At 64.3% G+C, this 16553-nt stretch carries 18 protein-coding genes; 8 read left to right on the forward strand and 10 right to left on the reverse strand.

The window, feature by feature from the left end; genetic code table 11:
- The first annotated feature begins 11 nt into the window (after positions 1-11).
- Positions 12-1046, forward strand: coding sequence for an Ldh family oxidoreductase (locus tag FJW07_RS16765; protein WP_140857647.1), 1035 nt, complete (start codon positions 12-14; stop codon positions 1044-1046).
- Between the two features lie 50 nt (positions 1047-1096).
- Here FJW07_RS16765 and FJW07_RS16770 read toward each other — a convergent pair whose 3' ends face one another.
- Genes FJW07_RS16770 through FJW07_RS16790 form a run of 5 tightly spaced genes read right to left on the reverse strand, consistent with a single transcriptional unit; the run spans position 1097 to position 5322 of the window.
- Positions 1097-1876 carry a 5-oxoprolinase subunit PxpA gene (locus tag FJW07_RS16770; RefSeq protein ID WP_140857649.1) on the reverse strand — a complete coding sequence of 260 codons (780 nt, stop codon included), beginning with the start codon at positions 1874-1876 and terminating at the stop codon, positions 1097-1099.
- Positions 1877-1898: 22 nt separating this feature from the next.
- A complete protein-coding gene (locus FJW07_RS16775) occupies positions 1899-2294 on the reverse strand; it encodes a biotin attachment protein (protein ID WP_140707883.1) in 396 nt (131 codons plus the stop codon).
- On the reverse strand, positions 2291-3658 hold the full coding sequence (gene accC / locus FJW07_RS16780) for an acetyl-CoA carboxylase biotin carboxylase subunit (RefSeq protein WP_140857651.1): 1368 nt from the start codon (positions 3656-3658) through the stop codon (positions 2291-2293). Before accC ends, FJW07_RS16775 begins: the two co-directional genes overlap by 4 nt.
- A 5-nt stretch (positions 3659-3663) precedes the next feature.
- Positions 3664-4113 (reverse strand): biotin/lipoyl-containing protein, encoded by a 450-nt coding sequence (locus tag FJW07_RS16785; protein ID WP_140784331.1) that lies wholly within the window; start codon positions 4111-4113, stop codon positions 3664-3666.
- 6 nt (positions 4114-4119) lie between these two features.
- Entirely contained in the window at positions 4120-5322 is a 1203-nt protein-coding gene (locus FJW07_RS16790) for a pyridoxal phosphate-dependent aminotransferase (RefSeq protein ID WP_140857653.1), read from the reverse strand.
- A 196-nt stretch (positions 5323-5518) separates the two neighbouring features.
- Between FJW07_RS16790 and FJW07_RS16795 the strand changes: the two genes are divergently transcribed.
- Positions 5519-6697 carry an FAD-binding oxidoreductase gene (locus FJW07_RS16795; RefSeq protein WP_140857655.1) on the forward strand — a complete coding sequence of 393 codons (1179 nt, stop codon included), beginning with the start codon at positions 5519-5521 and terminating at the stop codon, positions 6695-6697.
- Between the two features lie 110 nt (positions 6698-6807).
- Entirely contained in the window at positions 6808-7461 is a 654-nt protein-coding gene (locus FJW07_RS16800; RefSeq protein WP_140677668.1) for a GntR family transcriptional regulator, read from the forward strand.
- Between the two features lie 51 nt (positions 7462-7512).
- Here the strand turns inward: FJW07_RS16800 and FJW07_RS16805 are convergent, their stop codons facing one another.
- Genes FJW07_RS16805 through FJW07_RS16825 form a run of 5 tightly spaced genes read right to left on the reverse strand, consistent with a single transcriptional unit; the run spans position 7513 to position 11455 of the window.
- The gene (locus FJW07_RS16805; RefSeq protein ID WP_140857657.1) at positions 7513-7962 is read right to left on the reverse strand and encodes a VOC family protein; all 450 of its coding nucleotides are present in this window, start codon (positions 7960-7962) and stop codon (positions 7513-7515) included.
- 4 nt (positions 7963-7966) lie between these two features.
- A complete protein-coding gene (locus tag FJW07_RS16810; RefSeq protein ID WP_140784328.1) occupies positions 7967-8746 on the reverse strand; it encodes an SDR family oxidoreductase in 780 nt (259 codons plus the stop codon).
- Positions 8747-8799: 53 nt separating this feature from the next.
- On the reverse strand, positions 8800-10278 hold the full coding sequence (locus tag FJW07_RS16815) for an aldehyde dehydrogenase (protein WP_140857659.1): 1479 nt from the start codon (positions 10276-10278) through the stop codon (positions 8800-8802).
- Between the two features lie 8 nt (positions 10279-10286).
- The gene (locus FJW07_RS16820; protein ID WP_140857661.1) at positions 10287-10874 is read right to left on the reverse strand and encodes a thiamine pyrophosphate-dependent enzyme; all 588 of its coding nucleotides are present in this window, start codon (positions 10872-10874) and stop codon (positions 10287-10289) included.
- A gap of 5 nt (positions 10875-10879) precedes the next feature.
- The gene (locus tag FJW07_RS16825) at positions 10880-11455 is read right to left on the reverse strand and encodes a thiamine pyrophosphate-binding protein (RefSeq protein ID WP_140857663.1); all 576 of its coding nucleotides are present in this window, start codon (positions 11453-11455) and stop codon (positions 10880-10882) included.
- 101 nt (positions 11456-11556) lie between these two features.
- On the opposite strand from FJW07_RS16825, the gene FJW07_RS16830 reads away from it, so the two are divergent.
- From FJW07_RS16830 to FJW07_RS16850, 5 genes are all read left to right on the forward strand, one after another.
- Complete coding sequence (locus FJW07_RS16830; RefSeq protein WP_140857665.1) at positions 11557-12492, forward strand: LysR substrate-binding domain-containing protein; 936 nt, start codon at positions 11557-11559, stop codon at positions 12490-12492.
- A gap of 103 nt (positions 12493-12595) precedes the next feature.
- A complete protein-coding gene (locus FJW07_RS16835; RefSeq protein WP_140857667.1) occupies positions 12596-13744 on the forward strand; it encodes an acyl-CoA dehydrogenase family protein in 1149 nt (382 codons plus the stop codon).
- Between the two features lie 11 nt (positions 13745-13755).
- On the forward strand, positions 13756-14496 hold the full coding sequence (locus FJW07_RS16840; RefSeq protein WP_140857669.1) for an NAD(P)H-dependent oxidoreductase: 741 nt from the start codon (positions 13756-13758) through the stop codon (positions 14494-14496).
- On the forward strand, positions 14489-15619 hold the full coding sequence (locus FJW07_RS16845; RefSeq protein ID WP_140857671.1) for a CaiB/BaiF CoA-transferase family protein: 1131 nt from the start codon (positions 14489-14491) through the stop codon (positions 15617-15619). The genes FJW07_RS16840 and FJW07_RS16845 overlap by 8 nt, the downstream gene beginning before the upstream one ends.
- Before the next feature lie 12 nt (positions 15620-15631).
- Positions 15632-16468, forward strand: coding sequence for a MaoC family dehydratase N-terminal domain-containing protein (locus FJW07_RS16850; RefSeq protein ID WP_140857673.1), 837 nt, complete (start codon positions 15632-15634; stop codon positions 16466-16468).
- The last annotated feature ends 85 nt before the right edge of the window (positions 16469-16553 follow it).

The following is a 16553-nucleotide window of genomic DNA, read 5'->3' on the forward strand; positions in this document are numbered from 1 at the left end:
CGAAGGCCAGAATGAGCAGCACAACAGCCCTCACTATCGAAGCCGTGCATGAGCGCGTCGAGGCGATTTTCAGCAAGGCCGGACTTAACCCCGCCCAAGCCGGCGCCATCACGCGCGCCATCGTCGCCGGGGAGCGCGACGCCTGCAAGTCGCACGGCATCTATCGCATCGAAGGCGCGCTGCGCACCGTCAAGGCCGGAAAGGCCGAGCCGAAGGCGGTGCCTGAATTGCTGCCGCCGGACGCGCCGGCAATCGTGAAAGTGGACGCGAGAGGCGGCTTCGCCAATCCCGCCTTCGAACTGGGCCTGCCTGTCCTGGTCGAGCGCGCGCACACAACCGGCATCGCGGCGCTGGCGATCAACAACGCGGTTCATTTTTCGGCCCTCTGGGTCGAGGTCGAGGCACTGGCCGGAGCCGGTCTTGCCGGCCTCGCCATGTGTCCAAGCTACGCGACGGTCGCGCCGACGGGAGGCTCAAGCCCCTTGCTTGGCACCAATCCCTTCGCCTTCGGCTGGCCGCGCCAGGGGCATCCGCCTTATGTCTTCGACTTTGCAACTTCAGTCGCGGCGCGTGGCGAAATCGAGCTCCATCGTCGTGCCGGGAAACAATTGCCGGAAGGCTGGGCGATCGATTCGGACGGCAGGCCGACGACCGACCCCGAAGCGGCGCTTGCCGGCGCGATGCTTTCCTTCGGCGGGCATAAGGGCTCGGCCATCGGCACCATGATCGAGCTGCTCGCCGGTGCCATGCTTGGCGACCTGACGAGCCGCGAGGCCCTCGATCTGCTTGGCACGACGACGCTCTATCCGAAGCATGGCGAACTGGTCATCGCCCTGTCGCCGGAAGCTTTCGCCGCTGGCCGCCCCGGAAGTCCTTTCTCCCGAGCAGAAGCGTTGTTCGAGGCGATCCTCGGCCAGGGCGCGCGCCTGCCTTCGCAGAGGCGGTTCCTAGCTCGTGAGAAGTCGAAACGCGACGGCATCAGCCTCACGCCTCAGGAGATGGATCAACTCGATCGTTTCCTAGAACGGGGACTCGATGCCGTCTGAAACGACCGGCGCGGGCGCTGTGAGCCATGAGCCCGGACGCAGCCGACCCCTTAGGGCGTTGCAGCGAACGCCTTCACCTTGACCCCGCTCGCCTCAAGGCCAGCCCGCACGCGGGCGGCTATGGCAACGGCCGCCGGGGTATCGCTATGGACGCAGATCGAGTCGATCGATGTCTTCAGCAATTGGCCGGAAATCGTCTCGATCGCGCCCTGCCCGACCATGCGCACGACTCGCTCCGCTGCCTTCCCGGCGTCGTGGATGACGGCGCCCTCCAGCTTGCGCGAGACAAGAAACCCCTCCTGCGTATAGGCGCGATCGGCGAAGATCTCCGACTTGACGGTCAGGCCCGCCTCGCGCGCGATTCTGTCCTGGAAGCCGAGCGCGATCGCCAGGCAGATCAGGGTGGGATCGACGGCCTTGACGGCGCGCGTGACGGCTTCGGCGACCGCGCGATCGGTCTGGGTCAGATTGCCCAGCGCGCCATGCGCCTTCACATAACGGATCGGGTGTCCGGCATAGACCGAAAGCGCCTGCGCCGCGCCGATCTGATATGCGACCAGCCTTTCGATCTCGTCCGCCGAATGCGGAATGGTGCGCCGTCCGAACCCCCACAGATCGGCGAAGCTTGGATGCGCGCCGACGGCAACGCCCTTCGCCCGCGCCATGGAAAAGGTGGCCGCCATGATCTCCGGGTCGCCGGCGTGGAAACCGCAGGCGACATTGGCCGAGCTCACGATATCGAGGATCGCCGCGTCGTCGCCCAGCCTGTAAGCGCCAAAGCCTTCGCCCATGTCCGAATTGATATCGACTTCAAGTCCGCTTCCCGTCATGGCGACTTCCTCAGAATTCATGTCACAGCAACTCGTAGAGCGGTGTGCCGTAGCCGACGACCGCGCCGTCCTCGGCCAAGCCAACCCCCAGCTTGCCGTCCGCCGGCGAAACCACGGCCTTGAGGCATGCGCCGATCTGCAGGATACCGACGGTCTCGCCCTTACGGACCGTCTGGCCGCGTTCGATGACCGGATGGCCGGTCGTCGGATGAACGAGACGGAACACTCCCACGCCCGGCGCGCGAACAGTCGTCGCGACCGCCTCGGCCTTCAGCGCCTCGCTCGCCGCCGCGCGGGACCCGGGACCGGCTGACTGGATACGCAGACAAAGTGAAAAGCCGGCCTCCGCCAGTTCGATCTCACTGACACCCGCGGCCGCACACCATGCGGCAAGTCTCTCGATCTCGTCGACCGTCATCGCTGCGTTCGTCCGTCGAGCAGGCCGCCCTCGATCAAGCGTTCCAGGTGGTGGATGTCGAAACCTCCGGCCGCAAAACCTGGCTCCTCCATCAATATGCCGTGCAGCGGCGCGTTGGTGGCGATGCCAACCGCCTCCATCTCGGCCAGCGCCCCCTTCATCCTGCGGATCGCTTCGGCTCGCGTCGCGCCATGCGCGAGCAGCTTGGCCACCAGGGAATCGTAGTGGGACGGCACGGTGTAACCGGAGTAGAGATGCGACTCGACCCGTATCCCCGGGCCGCCCGGCGGCGTCCAGCGCTCGACCCGTCCCGGATGCGGCCGGAAGCTGTAAGGGTCCTCGGCGTTGATGCGGCATTCGACGGCGTGGCCCTGGATGCGGATGTCTTCCTGCTTGAAGGACAGACGCTCGCCCTGGGCGATCCGGATCTGCTCGCGAACGATGTCGATGCCGGTGATGAGTTCGGTGACGGGATGCTCCACCTGCACGCGGGTGTTCATCTCGATGAAATAAAAGCGCCCGTCCTCGTAGAGGAACTCGAACGTGCCCGCCCCGGTATAGCCGATCTCAAGGCAGGCGCGGGCGCAAAGATCGCCGATCCCGGCGATCGCCTCGCGAGCGATGCCGGGCGCCGGCGCTTCCTCAACGATCTTCTGGTGGCGGCGCTGCATGGAGCAGTCCCGCTCGCCAAGCCATACAGCCGCGCCATGCCGGTCGGCCAGAATCTGGATCTCGACATGGCGCGGATGTTCGAGGAATTTTTCCAGATAGACCTGCGGGTTGCCGAAGGCTCGTCCGGCTTCCTCTCGTGCCAGCGCCACGGCTTCCATCAACGCGCCTTGCTCGCGCACGATGCGCATGCCGCGCCCGCCGCCACCACCGGCCGCCTTGACGATGACCGGATAACCTATGGTTTCGGCGATCACCCGCACCACTTGCTCGTCTTGCGGCAACGCGCCTTCCGAGCCCGGAACGCAGGGCACGCCGGCAATGATCATCGCCTGCTTGGCCGCCACCTTGTCGCCCATGGTCCGGATCGCGGCCGCGGACGGCCCGATGAAGACAAGACCGGCATTTTCAATTGCCTCGGCGAAGGCCGAATTTTCCGACAGAAACCCGTAGCCGGGATGGACCGCGCCCGCGCCGGTGAGTTGCGCGGCTGTGATGATCTCCGCGATATTGAGATAACTGTCGGCCGAAGCTGCCGGCCCGATGCAGATCGCCTTGTCAGCCAGCGCCACGTGGCGAAGGCTCGCATCGGCCTCCGAATAAGCCGCTACCGTCTTCAGTCCGAGATCGCGGCAAGCGCGCAGGATGCGCAGCGCGATTTCACCCCGGTTGGCGATAAGGACGGTATCGAACATGGCGCTCAACCCGCCTCTTCCAGGACGAACAGCACGTCGCCGGACTGCACGGCGGCATGGTCTTCAAATGCGACCTCGACAATCCTGCCGGCGCGATCGGCTTCCACGACGTTGAATGTCTTCATGGCTTCGAGGACACCGATCTTTTGCCCCTCCTCGACCACGTCACCCACCGAGACGAGCGGCGGCTCACCCTCGCCGGCGGAGCGGTAGAACACGCCCGTCAGCGGCGCGCGGATCGAATGCCGCGGAATGGTCGCAACGGCGGGGCTGGCGCCCGAAGCAGCCGGCGCGCCAAAAGCCGGCGCGGGTTGCGGCAAAGACCCGGACGGCAATGCGGGTGGCAACGCTTGCTTGGCGATGCGGACGCGAAATCCGTCGCGCTCGATCTGCAACTCGCCAATGGGTGAGCGCGAGACCACATCGATAAGTTCTCGGACGAGGTTCAGATCCATGCCGCGCTACCGCATGGCTTCGACCGCCTCGGCGATACGCCCGATCGCCTTCTCGATCAGGTCCATCGACGTGGCTATGGAGATGCGGAAATGCGGCGACAGGCCGTAGGCCGAGCCTTGCACCACCGCGACCCGCGCCTGATCGAGCAGGTAAAGCGAAAGATCGTCATCGCTGCCGACAACGGAGCCGTCCGGACGCCGGCGGCCGATCAGGGCCGAGCAGTTGGGATAGAGATAAAAGGCCCCTTCAGGTATCTCGCAGGTAAGGCCAGGGATTGCCCGCAGCAGTTCCAGTGCGCGATCGCGTCGGGCCTGGAACTCGAGCGCGCGTGGGCGCAGGAAATCCTGCGGGCCGTCCAGCGCGGCTATGGTCGCGGCCTGCGAGATGGATGACGGGTTTGACGTGCTCTGACTCTGCACGGTCGCCATGGCGCGGATCAGTGGTTCCGGCCCGCCGGCATAGCCGATCCGCCAGCCTGTCATGGCATAGGCTTTCGACACGCCGTTGACCGTCAGCGTACGCTCCTTCAGCCGCGGCTCGACGCCGGCGATCGTATGGAAGGGACGCCCATCGAACAGAATGTGCTCGTAGATGTCGTCGGTCAGCACATGAACATGCGGATGGTCGAGCAGCACTGCCGCCAAGGCAGCAAGCTCGTCACGGCTATAGACTGCGCCCGTCGGGTTGGACGGGGTGTTCACGAGCAGCCATTTCGTGCGCCCGGTGATGGCTGCCCGCAAAGCGGACGGTGTGAGCTTGAAGCCAAGCTCCTCGCCGCAGGAAACGACCACGGGCTTGCCTTCGCCCAGAAGCACGATGTCGGTGTAGGAAACCCAGTAAGGGGCGGGAACGATCACCTCGTCGCCCGGCGCCAGCGTTGCCAGCAGGGCGTTGTAGATGATCTGCTTTGCACCGCCGGCGACGGTAATCTCCGACGGCCTGTAGTCGAGGCCGTTCTCGCGCCTGAACTTGTCGGCCACCGCTTTCTTCAGCGCCGCCGTTCCATCCACTGCCGTATAGCGAGTCTCTCCCCTGCGCATCGCCGCGTAGGCCGCCTCGACGACATGCAAGGGTGTCGGAAAATCCGGTTCACCGGCGCTCAGGCTGATGACGTCAATGCCGGCCGCGCGCATGTCGATCGCTCGAGCCGTAACCGCCATGCTCGGACTTGGCTTGATGACGTCAAGACGGGGAGCGATGAGGCCCACTGAACACTCCTGGGATGCTGCACGATCCAGCTGGCGGCGGACGTACAAATTGGATAATGTATTCTTATTTTCTCGTCAAACCCCTTTTTCTCGCCACTAGGCTGGGTTATGAGTGCCGTTAAAGGGCTTGTTGGCGGAGAAAAGTATCCAATCTTTGCCACGACCACGACATTTGAGACAAGGGAACGCGACCGGAATGATCGCAAATTACGATGTGGTGATCGTCGGCGGAGGCGTCGTCGGCAGCTCGATCGCCTATTTCCTCTCCGCCAATCCGGATTTCGATGGCAGTATCGCCGTTATCGAGCGGGACCCCTATTACAACGCCTCTTCTTCTTCGTTGTCGACCAGCGCCATACGCCAGCAGTTCGGCACCCAGCCGAATATCGCCATGTCGAAATTCAGCCTCGACTTTCTGCGTGAGGTGGGCACTCGACTTGCGGTCGGTGACGAGCCGGCGGACATCGGACTTCACGAGCCTGGCTATCTTGTGCTGGCGACGCCGGAGCGGGCCGAGGCGCAGCGTGCCAAGAACCGCGTTCAGCGCGACATGGGTGTCGATATCGAGCTGATCGAGCAGGCCGATCTGGCGCGGCGCTTCCCTTGGCTCAATACGGAAGACCTGGCGCTCGGCTCATTCGGCCGCGGCTGCGAAGGCTGGTTCGACGGACCTGGCCTGATGCAGGCTTTCCGCCGCAAGGCACGCACCCAGAAGGTCGACTATCGTGCCGCGACCGTGACCGGACTGACCATGGCTTCCCGAAGCAAGGTCGACGACGTGGTGCTGGACAATGGCGAACGGATTTCCGCCGGCACGGTCATCAACGCGGCCGGTCCGTGGAGCGCGGGCATTGCACGGATGGCCGGCACGGATCTCCCGGTCGTGCCCAGCAAGCGATGCGTCTTCGTCTTCGAAAGCCCGGCGCGGATCGACAACTGCCCTTTCGTCTTCGACGCCAGCGGCTTCTGGCTGCGGCCGGAAGGTCAGCTCTTTCTGTGCGGCATTCCACCCGTGCGCGAGAACGATCCGGACGATTTCGGGCTGGAGGTCGATTACGATCTGTTCGAGGAGCTGATCTGGCCGGCGCTGGCGCATCGCGTGCCCGGCTTCGAACAATTGCGCATGCTGCGTGCCTGGGCAGGCCTCTATGAGTACAACACCTTTGACCACAGCGGCATCATCGGGCTCCATCCGGAGATCTCGAACTTCGTGCTGGCCACCGGCTTCAGCGGCCACGGCATGATGCACGCCGCGGCAACCGGTTCCGGCGTGAGCGACCTCATTGCCTATGGCGAATACCGTTCAATCGATCTCTCGGCCTTCCGCTACGAGCGTATCGCCGACAACCAACCGATCGAGGAACATGTCTACTGAGGGCGACGGGCCTTCGGAGTGACAACAACCTATACGCAGTGCTATGCGTCCGTTTCTTCAATCAAAAAAGCGCCGCACGCGAACAAAGGCGCCGTCGCCCTAGGCTGATCATGCTCGTACAGAAGAAAACCATATCGACCCAGGTCGCCGACGCCATCAGGCAGAAGATCCTGGTCGGCGAATACGAGGCAAATGCCCAGTTGCGGCAGGAGCACCTGGCGACCGAATTCGGCGTCAGCCGGATACCCGTGCGCGAGGCGCTGCATCAGCTTCATTCCGAAGGGTTCGTCACGCTCGTCTCTCACAAGGGAGCAGTGGTTTCCTCGATTTCGCTCGACGAAATCCTCGAGCTTTATGAATTGCGGGCCAGGATCGAGACCTGGCTGCTCGCCCTTGCCATCCCGAGAATGAGCGAGGCCGACCTCGCTTTGGCGCGGGACCGTGCCAGACAGCACCAGGAGCAGGGCAAGACCGGCGAATATTCCAACCAGCTGAACTGGAACTTCCACGCAACCCTTTACGCGCCGTCCGGCCGCAAGGCGACGATCGAACTCGTCGGGCGCATCTACCAGCAGCTGGAACGCTATACGCGCATGATGGTGACGCTGACCGAGATCCAGGTGCAATCCGACCGCGACCACTGGCAGCTCATCGAGTTGTGCGAGGCCAAGGACACGCTGCGCGCCGTCAGCCTGCTGGAAATGCATATCATCACCAGCGGCAAATTCCTGGTCGACCGACTTCAGGAATTGCGGGGCAGTTGACGGAGCAGCCGTCCCCGCCGGATATTCCCCGCGAATCCTTCCCCGGGCACATCATTTGCCGGGCAAATTCGTCGCCCGGGTCAGCAGGATCACACCGGCCTTGTCGGCGGTGTCGTAATAGGTGAAGCCGGTCCGATTTTCCCGGCGCCCGCGCATCAGCACGGAAAGGCCATCGCCTTCAGCCTCGCTTTCGGCGGCATCCGCGTCACGGACCTCGAAGCCGATGTGGAAGACGCCCTCGCCTTTCGTATCCAGGTGGATCCGCTGCGGTGAAGGGTCGTGATTTGGCTGGCAGAGCTGCAACTGGACATTCGGCAAATTGCAGATCCGGTACTGCATGGCCATGAAGCCCTTGGGACTCGGGACCTGCAGTTCCTCATATTCGACCAGCGGCGGGTAGGCTTCCCATGGACCGATACCGATGGAGTCGTAATAGGCCTGCGCCTTGTCGATGTCATGCACGACGATGCAGACGTGATGCAGCTTGTCGAAGATGCCCATTGGCTCACTCCTTGACCGGGACGGTGTAGTTGAGCACGCGGCGCCCGCCATCGGGGTAGATGGTCTCGCCGGTGATGTAGGACGCGTCGTCACTGGCGAGGAAAGCGACCACGGAGGCGATTTCAGCCGCCGTACCCAGACGTCCAAGCGGCGTGCGCGAAAGGATCGCGCGGCGCATTTCCTCGGAATCGATGAAGGTGCCGTCCATCACCATCTCCGTGGCGATCGTGCCCGGGCCGACACCGACCACGCGGATGCCGTAGGGCGCGAAGGCGACGGCGGCGGTGCCGGTCACCTGATTCATGCCGCCCTTAGAGATCGCGTAGGTCGCGACCCGGGGATTGGCGAGCCCGGAATTGATCGAAGACATATTTATGATGACGCCGCCCTGCCCCTGCGCGATCATCTGGCGAGCGGCCGCCTGCGTGCCCATGAACGCCCCCTTCAAATTGACGGCGAGTACCCGGTCGTAGTCGGCCTCGCTGATGTCGAGAAAGTCCTGAACCGGAGCGATGCCGGCATTGTTGACCATGATGTCGACACGGCCAAACTTGGCGACCGCCGCCGCGACCAGCGCGTCGACCTGTTCCTTCCTGCTGACGTCCGTGACCAGCGCCAGCACGGTCTCGGGAGTACCGATTTCGGCGGCGCATGTCTTCAGCTCGCTGGCGTCGATATCGCCGAGCACGACCTTCGCGCCTTCAGCCAGGAATCGCTCGGCGCATGCGCGCCCGATGCCGCGTGCCGCTCCGGTGACGACCGCCACCTTTCCTGCTTGTCTCATATCGGTTCCCTCGTCATTCTGAACGGGCCGTTGCCTTGGGGCCCTTGTCTATCTTAGCGGATCACGAAGGGATTGGCGGTCTTGCCGGCCGTATCTATCCATACCGTCTTGGTCTGAAGATAGGCATCGATCGCCCCCTGCCCGCTCTCGCGGCCTATACCGCTTCTCTTGTAGCCGCCGAAGGGCGCCATATAGGAGACCGCGCGGTATGAATTGATCCAGACCATGCCCGCTTCCATCGCCGCCGCGCCTCGCAGCGCCCTGCCCATGTCGCTCGTCCACAGTCCCGCCGCCAGCCCGTACGGACTGTCGTTGGCAATGGCGAATGCCTCTTCCTCGTCATCGAAAGGAATGACCGAAAGGATTGGCCCGAACACTTCTTCGCGCGCGATGCGCATTGAGTTGTTCACGCCGGTAAAGATGGTGGGCTCGACGAACCAACCCTCCGCGAGATCGTCCGAGGCGGGCTTGCTGCCGCCCAGCACACATAGCGCACCTTCGCGGCGCGCGATGCCAAGATAGGAAAGCACCTTGTCGCGCTGGGACTGCGTGGTGATGGGCCCGATTTGTGTCTCCGGCAGCGCCGGGTTGCCCATTCTTGCGCTGGCCGCCAGCGTGATCACCTCCTCCACGAACCGGTCGTGTATCTTGCGCTGGACGAGCAGGCGTGAGCCGGCAATGCAGGTCTGGCCGCTGGCCGCGAAAATGCCGGAGATCACGCCGTTGACAGCGCTTTCCAGATTGGCGTCGCCGAAGACGATGTTGGCCGACTTGCCGCCGAGCTCCAGCGTCACCGTCTTCAACCCCTCCGCGGCTGCGCGGTAGACAGCGAGCCCGCCCGGCTCGCCACCCGTGAAGGCGATCTTGGCAACGTCAGGATGGGAGACCAGCGGCACGCCGACCTCCTGCGGCATGCCGGTGACGGTGTTGACGACACCCGGCGGAAAGCCGGCCAGCGCGAACAGCTTTACGAATTCGAGCGTCGAGGCCGAGGCGTGTTCCGAGGGCTTGATGACTACGGTGTTGCCCGCCGCGAGCAGCGGCGCAAGCTTCCAGGTCAGCAGCAGCAGCGGCGAATTCCATGGCACGATCGCGGCGATGACGCCGAGCGGCTCGTGGCGGGTGAAGGCGAACATGCCGGCCTTGTCGATCGGCAACACCGACCCTTCGATCTTGTCGGCGAGGCCACCGAAATAGCGGTACCATTCGGGGATGTAGCGCAGCTGCGCCGTCATCTCGGTGATCAGCTTGCCATTGTCGCGGGTCTCGATCGCGGCGATGCGCTCAGCGTTCTCGGCGATCAGCTCTGACACCCGCACCAGGAGCTTGCCGCGCGCGGTCGGCGTGATGCCTGCCCAGTCCTTCGACCGGAAAGCCGAACCGGCGGAGGCCACGGCTGCATCCACTTCGGCCTTGCCGCCGCGCGGGATCAGTGCCCATGGCCTGCCGGTGAAGGGATCATAGCTCTCGAACGTGTCGGCGCTCGATTGCAGCCGACCGTCGACCGTGTTCTGGAAGCTGACCAGCGGCATGTCGGCCCTCAACAGGTGGCAAAGCCCAGATGGGCGCGAAAGCGGTTCTTGACCGCGACGGCGTCGCGCGGCGGCAGCGAGCGCGGCAAGTTCTCCGCGGTGATTTTCAGCACGAACAAGCGAGGCCCCTCGGCAGGGCGGCGCAGCTTTTCGCACAGCGCGTCGACCTCCTCCAACGAACGCAGTTCGGCCACCTCCGCGAAACCGCAGGCGGCGGCGACCTTGTCGAAGCCGATGCCGCGGCCGGTATGGCTGGATTGCATGCCGGTCTCGCCGAAATGCTGGTTGTCCAGAATGATCAGGTCGAGATTTTTAGGGCGCGCCACCGAAATCGTTGCCAGCGATCCGAAGGCCATCAACTGCTCGCCGTCTCCGGTGATGACCATCACCCGCCGCTGCGGCTGCGCCTGGGCAAGCCCGAGGCCGACCAATGCCGCGCCGCCCATTGCGCCCCAGAGATAGTAATTGTCGTCCCGGTCGCCGGCGGCATGCACGTCATAGCTCGGCGAGCCGAGCCCGGTCACGACCAGGGCGCCGTCGCGCGCGTCGAGCAGCCTCTTCACCGCCACTCGGCGATCCATCGTCGGCAATGTCATGTCATTCACCACTTCTTCTTGCCAAGCAGGCGCTGTCCGATGAGCACGGCGACCTGCTGGTCGGCATCGAAGGCCATCGCGGCCGCCTGCGCCACGGTGTCCACCAGGTCGGGGCCGGTCTCTGCCCGCAGCACTCTGAGGCCGATTGCCCTCAGTGAAGTCTCGGTCGCCTGCCCCATTGGCACCTGCCATGGATTGAACTCGGCCCACTCGCCGCGCATCGTCACCAGGACAAGCAAGGGAAAGCGCGCCTGCACCGGCAGCGACAGCATGTTGATGCAATTGCCGACGCCGGAGGATTGCATCAGCACGACGCTGCGCTTGCCGCCGAGCCAGGAGCCGGCGGCGATGGCTATGCCCTCCTCCTCCGTCGTCAGCACGTTGGTGACGACCTCGGAATCGGCGCCGAAGCGGCGGATCAGTGTGGTATGGCCGGCATCCGGCACATAGGACATCTGGTTGATGCCGGCGGCCTTGAGTGCGTCATAGACCTGATCCGGCCACTGCGTTTCAGATGCCGCCGGAAGAGCCGCAGAGGCAACCGCCTCCGGGTGTTTCGCTTGTAGGCTGCTCGCCGTCACCTTGGACCCCCGAGGATTGGATTTGACATAAGACTACTTCAGCTCTCCGATCCAATCTTCGTCTATTTCTTGTGATCAGATATAATGATATTAGATAGCTTATGGAGCTATCGCAGCTGCGCACCCTGATCCATGTCGCCGAGCTCGGCAGCCTCAGCAAGGCCGCCGACCGGCTGCACATCGCGCAGCCGGCGCTGAGCCGCCAGATACGCATGCTGGAGGAGGAGTTGGGCTTTGCCCTGTTCCTGCGTCATGGGCGCGGCATGGTGCTGTCCGAACAAGGCAAGGAGGTGCTGGCTCACGCCGTGCGCGTCCTCGCCGAGATCGACGAGATCCGCGCGACCGCCACGCCCGCCGATGCGCCGCTCACAGGCGAGGTTGCCATCGGCTTGCCGCCCACGGTGGCCGACATCATCTCGCTGCCGCTGGCAGCGGCTTTCGGCAAAGCCCATCCCAAGGCGAAGCTCAGGCTTGTCAGCGCCTATACCGGCTATTTGCTCGATTGGCTGCATCGGGGCGAAATAGACGTCGCGGTGCTCTACGATCCGCGCATGGCGAGATCGCTTCGCACGCGCCCGCTGCTGCTGGAAAACCTCTTTCTGATCGGCCCGCCCGCCGCCGGCTTCTCGACCGTGCGCGCCATGCCGTTCACCTCGCTCGCCGGGAAAAGACTGTTGCTGCCGAGCGTGAAGCACGGGCTGCGCATCATCGTCGAACGCTGCGCCGCCGAGACCGGCATCACGCTCGATGTCGGCGTCGAGGCGGATACCTATTCGGTGCTGAAGGACCTCGTGCGCAACGGCCATGGCTGGACGATCCTGCCGCTCGCGCCCATCCATGCCGATGTCGCCGCCGGCCTGCTCACGGCCGCGCCGTTGATCGATCCCGTGCCCGTGCGCCGCCTCATTCTTGCCTATCCGGCCGACCGGCCGGCCTCGCGGCTGGCGCGCTTTGCCGGCCAGGCGATAGAAGATACCGCCCGGGATCTTGTCGAGCGGGCCGTGTGGGTCGGCCAGCTTCTCGGTTCGGCGCCGTAAGGGTTTCAATTTCGGCATAGCTGATCATGCCTGCCTTGCGTTGCTGTCGAGATGTGCCGGCGTGATACTGGACGCCTGAGCGAGACGAAAGGCCCGGCAATTCATGGAACACTATCAGGACATTCGGGAAGCTGTCGCAAAGCTCTGCGCGCGCTTTCCCGGCGAGTATTGGCGCGCCCTCGACAGGGATATGGCCTACCCCCGCGAATTCGTCGAAGCCCTGACGGAAGCGGGCTGGCTCTCGATCCTGATCCCCGAGGAGTATGGCGGCTCCGGCCTGCCGCTTTCGGCCGCCGCTGCCGTGCTGGAGGAGATCCAGCGCGCCGGCTGCAACGGCGGCGCCTGCCATGCGCAGATGTACACGATGGGCACGCTGCTTCGCCACGGCTCGGCGGCACAGAAGCAGCGCTATTTGCCGAAGATCGCCACCGGGGAATTGCGCCTACAGGCATTCGGCGTCACGGAACCGACCAGCGGCACCGACACCGGCGCGCTGAAGACCACCGCCCGGCTCGACGGCGACCATTTCGTGGTCAAGGGCCAGAAGATCTGGACCAGCCGCGCCGAATATTCCGATCTGATGCTGCTTCTGGCGCGCACCGCGCCGCTGACCGATGGCATGAGGAAGACCGACGGACTTTCCGTCTTGATCGTCGACATGGGCCAGGCGCTTGGCAACGGCCTAACCATCCGGCCGATCCGCACGATGATGAACCATGCCACCACCGAGATCTTCTTCGACGACTTGCGCGTGCCGGCCGAAAACCTGATCGGCGAAGAGGGCAAGGGCTTCCGTTACATCCTGTCCGGCATGAATGCCGAGCGAATCCTGATCGCTTCCGAATGCGTCGGCGATGCCAAATGGTTCATCGACAAGGCAAGCGCCTATGCCAAGGAACGGCATGTGTTCGGCCGCGCGATCGGCCAGAACCAGGGCATCCAGTTTCCCATCGCCAGAGCCTACGCCAACATGCGCGCGGCAGAACTTATGGTGCGCGAGGCGCTGGCTCTTTACGAGGCCGGCAAGAACCCCGGCGCCGAGGCGAATATGGCCAAGATGCTGGCGGCGGATGCCTCCAACGAGGCCGCCAATGTCTGCATCCAGACGCATGGCGGATTCGGCTTCGCCGAGGAATACGACGTCGAGCGCAAGTTCCGCGAGACGCGTCTCTATCAGGTGGCGCCGATCTCCACCAACCTCATCCTGTCGTTCCTGTCCGAGCACGTCCTCGGACTGCCGCGTTCCTATTAGGAGTGGTCGCTGTGAACGTCCTCCTCGTCTATGCACATCCGGAACCGAAGTCCTTCAACGGCGCCATGAAGGACCTCGCCTTCGAGACCCTGACGCGGGCTGGCCACAGTGTGGTGCTCAGCGACCTTTATGCGATGGACTTCAGCCCGGTCGCCGGGCCAGGCGACATGACCGGCGAACGCAACGATCCGGATTTCTTCAGCCTGCAGCGCGAGCAGACCGCCGCCTATGAGACGGGTCGGCTGGCGGGTGACATCAATGCCGAGGTCGAAAAGCTGAAACGGGCGGACTTCGTGATCTTCCAGTTTCCCGTCTGGTGGTTCGGAATGCCAGCGATGCTGAAGGGGTGGGCCGACCGGGTCTTCGCGCGTGGCTTTGCCTATTTGCCGGGCCGCAAATACGACACCGGCATGTTCAAGGGGAAGCTCGCCATGGTGGCCGCCACTACGGGCACCTCGGCCGACACCTATGCGCCCGACGGTATCGACGGCGACATCCTCACGGTGTTGTGGCCGATCCACAACGGCCTGCTTCGCTATGCCGGCTTCGATGTGCTGCCGCCTTTCGTCGCCTACATGCCTGGCCGCGTCGGCGACGACGGCCGCAAGGCCTATCTGGAGGCCTATCGCAAAAGGCTCGAGGACATCGACGAAACGCCGCGCCTGTTCTTCCACCCGGCTGAAGATTACGGCAAGAACGAGCGGCTCAAGCCCGGCGTGCTCGCCCGCTCTGGAGTGCAGCGTAATGTCTGACGCCGCCCGCCCGCTCGAGGGCCTGTTCGTCGTTTCGATCGAGCAGGCGGTCGCCGCTCCCTTATGCACGGTCCGCCTCGCCGATGCCGGTGCCCGCGTCGTGAAGATCGAACGCCTCGAAGGCGAGACCGCGCGCCACTACGATTCCACCGTCGAAGGTATGTCGGCCTATTTTGTCTGGCTGAACCGCGGCAAGCAGAGCGTGGCGCTCGACCTCAAGGCTGAGGAAGACCTCGCTTTGTTGCACCGGATGGTCGCCCGGGCGGATGTCCTCGTGCAGAACCTCGCACCGGGCGCGATCGACAGGCTCGGTCTCTCTTGCGATGTGATTGCACGGAAGTTTCCCCGGCTGATCGCCGTCAACATCGTCGGCTACGGGCAGGACACACCCTACGCGTCGATGCGCGCCTACGACATGCTGGTGCAGGCGGAAAGCGGCATCTGCGCGGTGACCGGCACCGCCGAGACGCCTTGCAAGATCGGCGTGTCGGCCGCCGACATCGCGACAGGAATGAACGCGCACGCGGCGATACTTGAGGCGCTGCTGGCGCGCGGCAAGACTGGCCGCGGCCGCATCGTCGAGATCGCCATGTTTGATGGCATGGCCGACTGGATGGCGGTGCCGCTGCTGCATAACGAATATGCCGGACGCGAGACCGGCCGCTACGGGCTGGCGCATGCCTCGATCTATCCCTACCGACCCTATGCCTGCCGCGATGGCGCCGTGGTGGTCTCTATCCAGCAGAACAGCGAATGGAAGCGCTTCTGCGAGGTGGTGCTGCGGAGGCAGGATTTGTTTGCCGACGAACGCTTCGCCACCAATGCCTGGCGGGTGGCCAATCGCACCGCGCTGGATGCCGAGATCGAACCGCTTTTCGCAGCGATCGACTGCGAGGAAGCCATTCGACGCCTTGACGAGGCCCAGATCGCCTGGGGCCGGGTCAGCGAGATGCGCGATCTTTCGCGCCACAGGGCCTTGCGCCGGATGGAGGTCGAGTTGCCGGACGGCAAACGGATCGCCGTGCCGATGCCCGCAGGCCGCCCCATAGGCCTCGGCAAAACCCCTGTAGTTCCCGCCCTTGGCGCCGACTCCGATCGGATCCGGTCCGAATTCACGGTGTGAGGAGAGCGTCAAATGAGCCTCGATGCGAGCGCGACGCTGCAGAAATGGGTCGGGCGCACCCGCGAGGTCGACGACATCGTGACCCCTCGCCTTGTCGCCAGCTTCGAGGCAATGCTTGGCCCTCACGCGGCGCGCCGCGACGAGGCCCCGCCCGGCCTGCACTGGTGCCTGACGCCCGACATTGCCGACGCAAGTGAACTGGGCCCGGACGGACATGCCGCCAAGGGCGGGTTCCTGCCGCCGTTGCCGCTTCCGCGCCGCATGTGGGCGGGCAGCGACATCCGTTTTCTGGCGCCGATCCGCAGCGGCGACACGATCCGTCGCCACTCGACGCTAGGCGTCGTCGAGGAAAAACAAGGGCGCACCGGCCGGCTTACCTTCGTCACTGTCCGTCACGATATCTCCAATGCCGCCGGCCCTGTCGTCGAGGAAGACCAGATCATTGTCTATCGCCCTGCGGAAGCTGGCATTGCGCCCCTGACGCTGCCGGATCCAAGGTCGCCCGCATCGCATGAACGGATCGTCGACGTCGATCCGGTTCTGCTTTTTCGGTACTCCGCGCTGACATTCAACGGGCATCGCATCCACTACGACGCGCCCTACGCCACAAATGTCGAGCATTACCCCGGACTTGTCATCCACGGGCCGCTTCAGGCGACATTGCTGATGAACTTCGCCGCGGTCATTGCCGGGCAAGCGCCACGCCGCTTCTCCTTTCGCGGCATGCGTCCCGCGATCGGCCCGCAGACCTTGCTCCTGAGCGGAACGGCTCGTGGAAAGGGCGAGATGGAAATGGAGGTGCGGGCATCCGATGGACATGTGACGGTCAAGGCCACGGCCCAATGGTGAGTTGATGACGCCTGTCGTGCCGCTGTTCGTACCGGGCTCACGGCCGGAAAGGTTCGCAAGGATCGATGGCGGAATGGTCGACTGT

The organism is Mesorhizobium sp. B3-1-9 (assembly GCF_006439595.1).
Taxonomy (GTDB): domain Bacteria; phylum Pseudomonadota; class Alphaproteobacteria; order Rhizobiales; family Rhizobiaceae; genus Mesorhizobium.

Excerpts from the sequence above, each read along its gene's own strand:
- FJW07_RS16775 (WP_140707883.1), bottom strand. The coding sequence starts at position 2,294 with ATGACGGTCGACGAGATCGAGAGACTTGCCGCATGGTGTGCGGCCGCG.
- FJW07_RS16765 (WP_140857647.1), top strand. The coding sequence starts at position 12 with ATGAGCAGCACAACAGCCCTCACTATCGAAGCCGTGCATGAGCGCGTC.
- FJW07_RS16850 (WP_140857673.1), top strand. The coding sequence starts at position 15,632 with ATGAGCCTCGATGCGAGCGCGACGCTGCAGAAATGGGTCGGGCGCACC.
- FJW07_RS16845 (WP_140857671.1), top strand. The coding sequence starts at position 14,489 with ATGTCTGACGCCGCCCGCCCGCTCGAGGGCCTGTTCGTCGTTTCGATC.
- FJW07_RS16810 (WP_140784328.1), bottom strand. The coding sequence starts at position 8,746 with ATGAGACAAGCAGGAAAGGTGGCGGTCGTCACCGGAGCGGCACGCGGC.
- FJW07_RS16770 (WP_140857649.1), bottom strand. The coding sequence starts at position 1,876 with ATGACGGGAAGCGGACTTGAAGTCGATATCAATTCGGACATGGGCGAA.
- FJW07_RS16830 (WP_140857665.1), top strand. The coding sequence starts at position 11,557 with ATGGAGCTATCGCAGCTGCGCACCCTGATCCATGTCGCCGAGCTCGGC.
- FJW07_RS16805 (WP_140857657.1), bottom strand. The coding sequence starts at position 7,962 with ATGGGCATCTTCGACAAGCTGCATCACGTCTGCATCGTCGTGCATGAC.
- FJW07_RS16795 (WP_140857655.1), top strand. The coding sequence starts at position 5,519 with ATGATCGCAAATTACGATGTGGTGATCGTCGGCGGAGGCGTCGTCGGC.
- FJW07_RS16820 (WP_140857661.1), bottom strand. The coding sequence starts at position 10,874 with ATGACATTGCCGACGATGGATCGCCGAGTGGCGGTGAAGAGGCTGCTC.
- FJW07_RS16815 (WP_140857659.1), bottom strand. The coding sequence starts at position 10,278 with ATGCCGCTGGTCAGCTTCCAGAACACGGTCGACGGTCGGCTGCAATCG.
- FJW07_RS16835 (WP_140857667.1), top strand. The coding sequence starts at position 12,596 with ATGGAACACTATCAGGACATTCGGGAAGCTGTCGCAAAGCTCTGCGCG.
- FJW07_RS16800 (WP_140677668.1), top strand. The coding sequence starts at position 6,808 with ATGCTCGTACAGAAGAAAACCATATCGACCCAGGTCGCCGACGCCATC.
- FJW07_RS16785 (WP_140784331.1), bottom strand. The coding sequence starts at position 4,113 with ATGGATCTGAACCTCGTCCGAGAACTTATCGATGTGGTCTCGCGCTCA.
- accC (WP_140857651.1), bottom strand. The coding sequence starts at position 3,658 with ATGTTCGATACCGTCCTTATCGCCAACCGGGGTGAAATCGCGCTGCGC.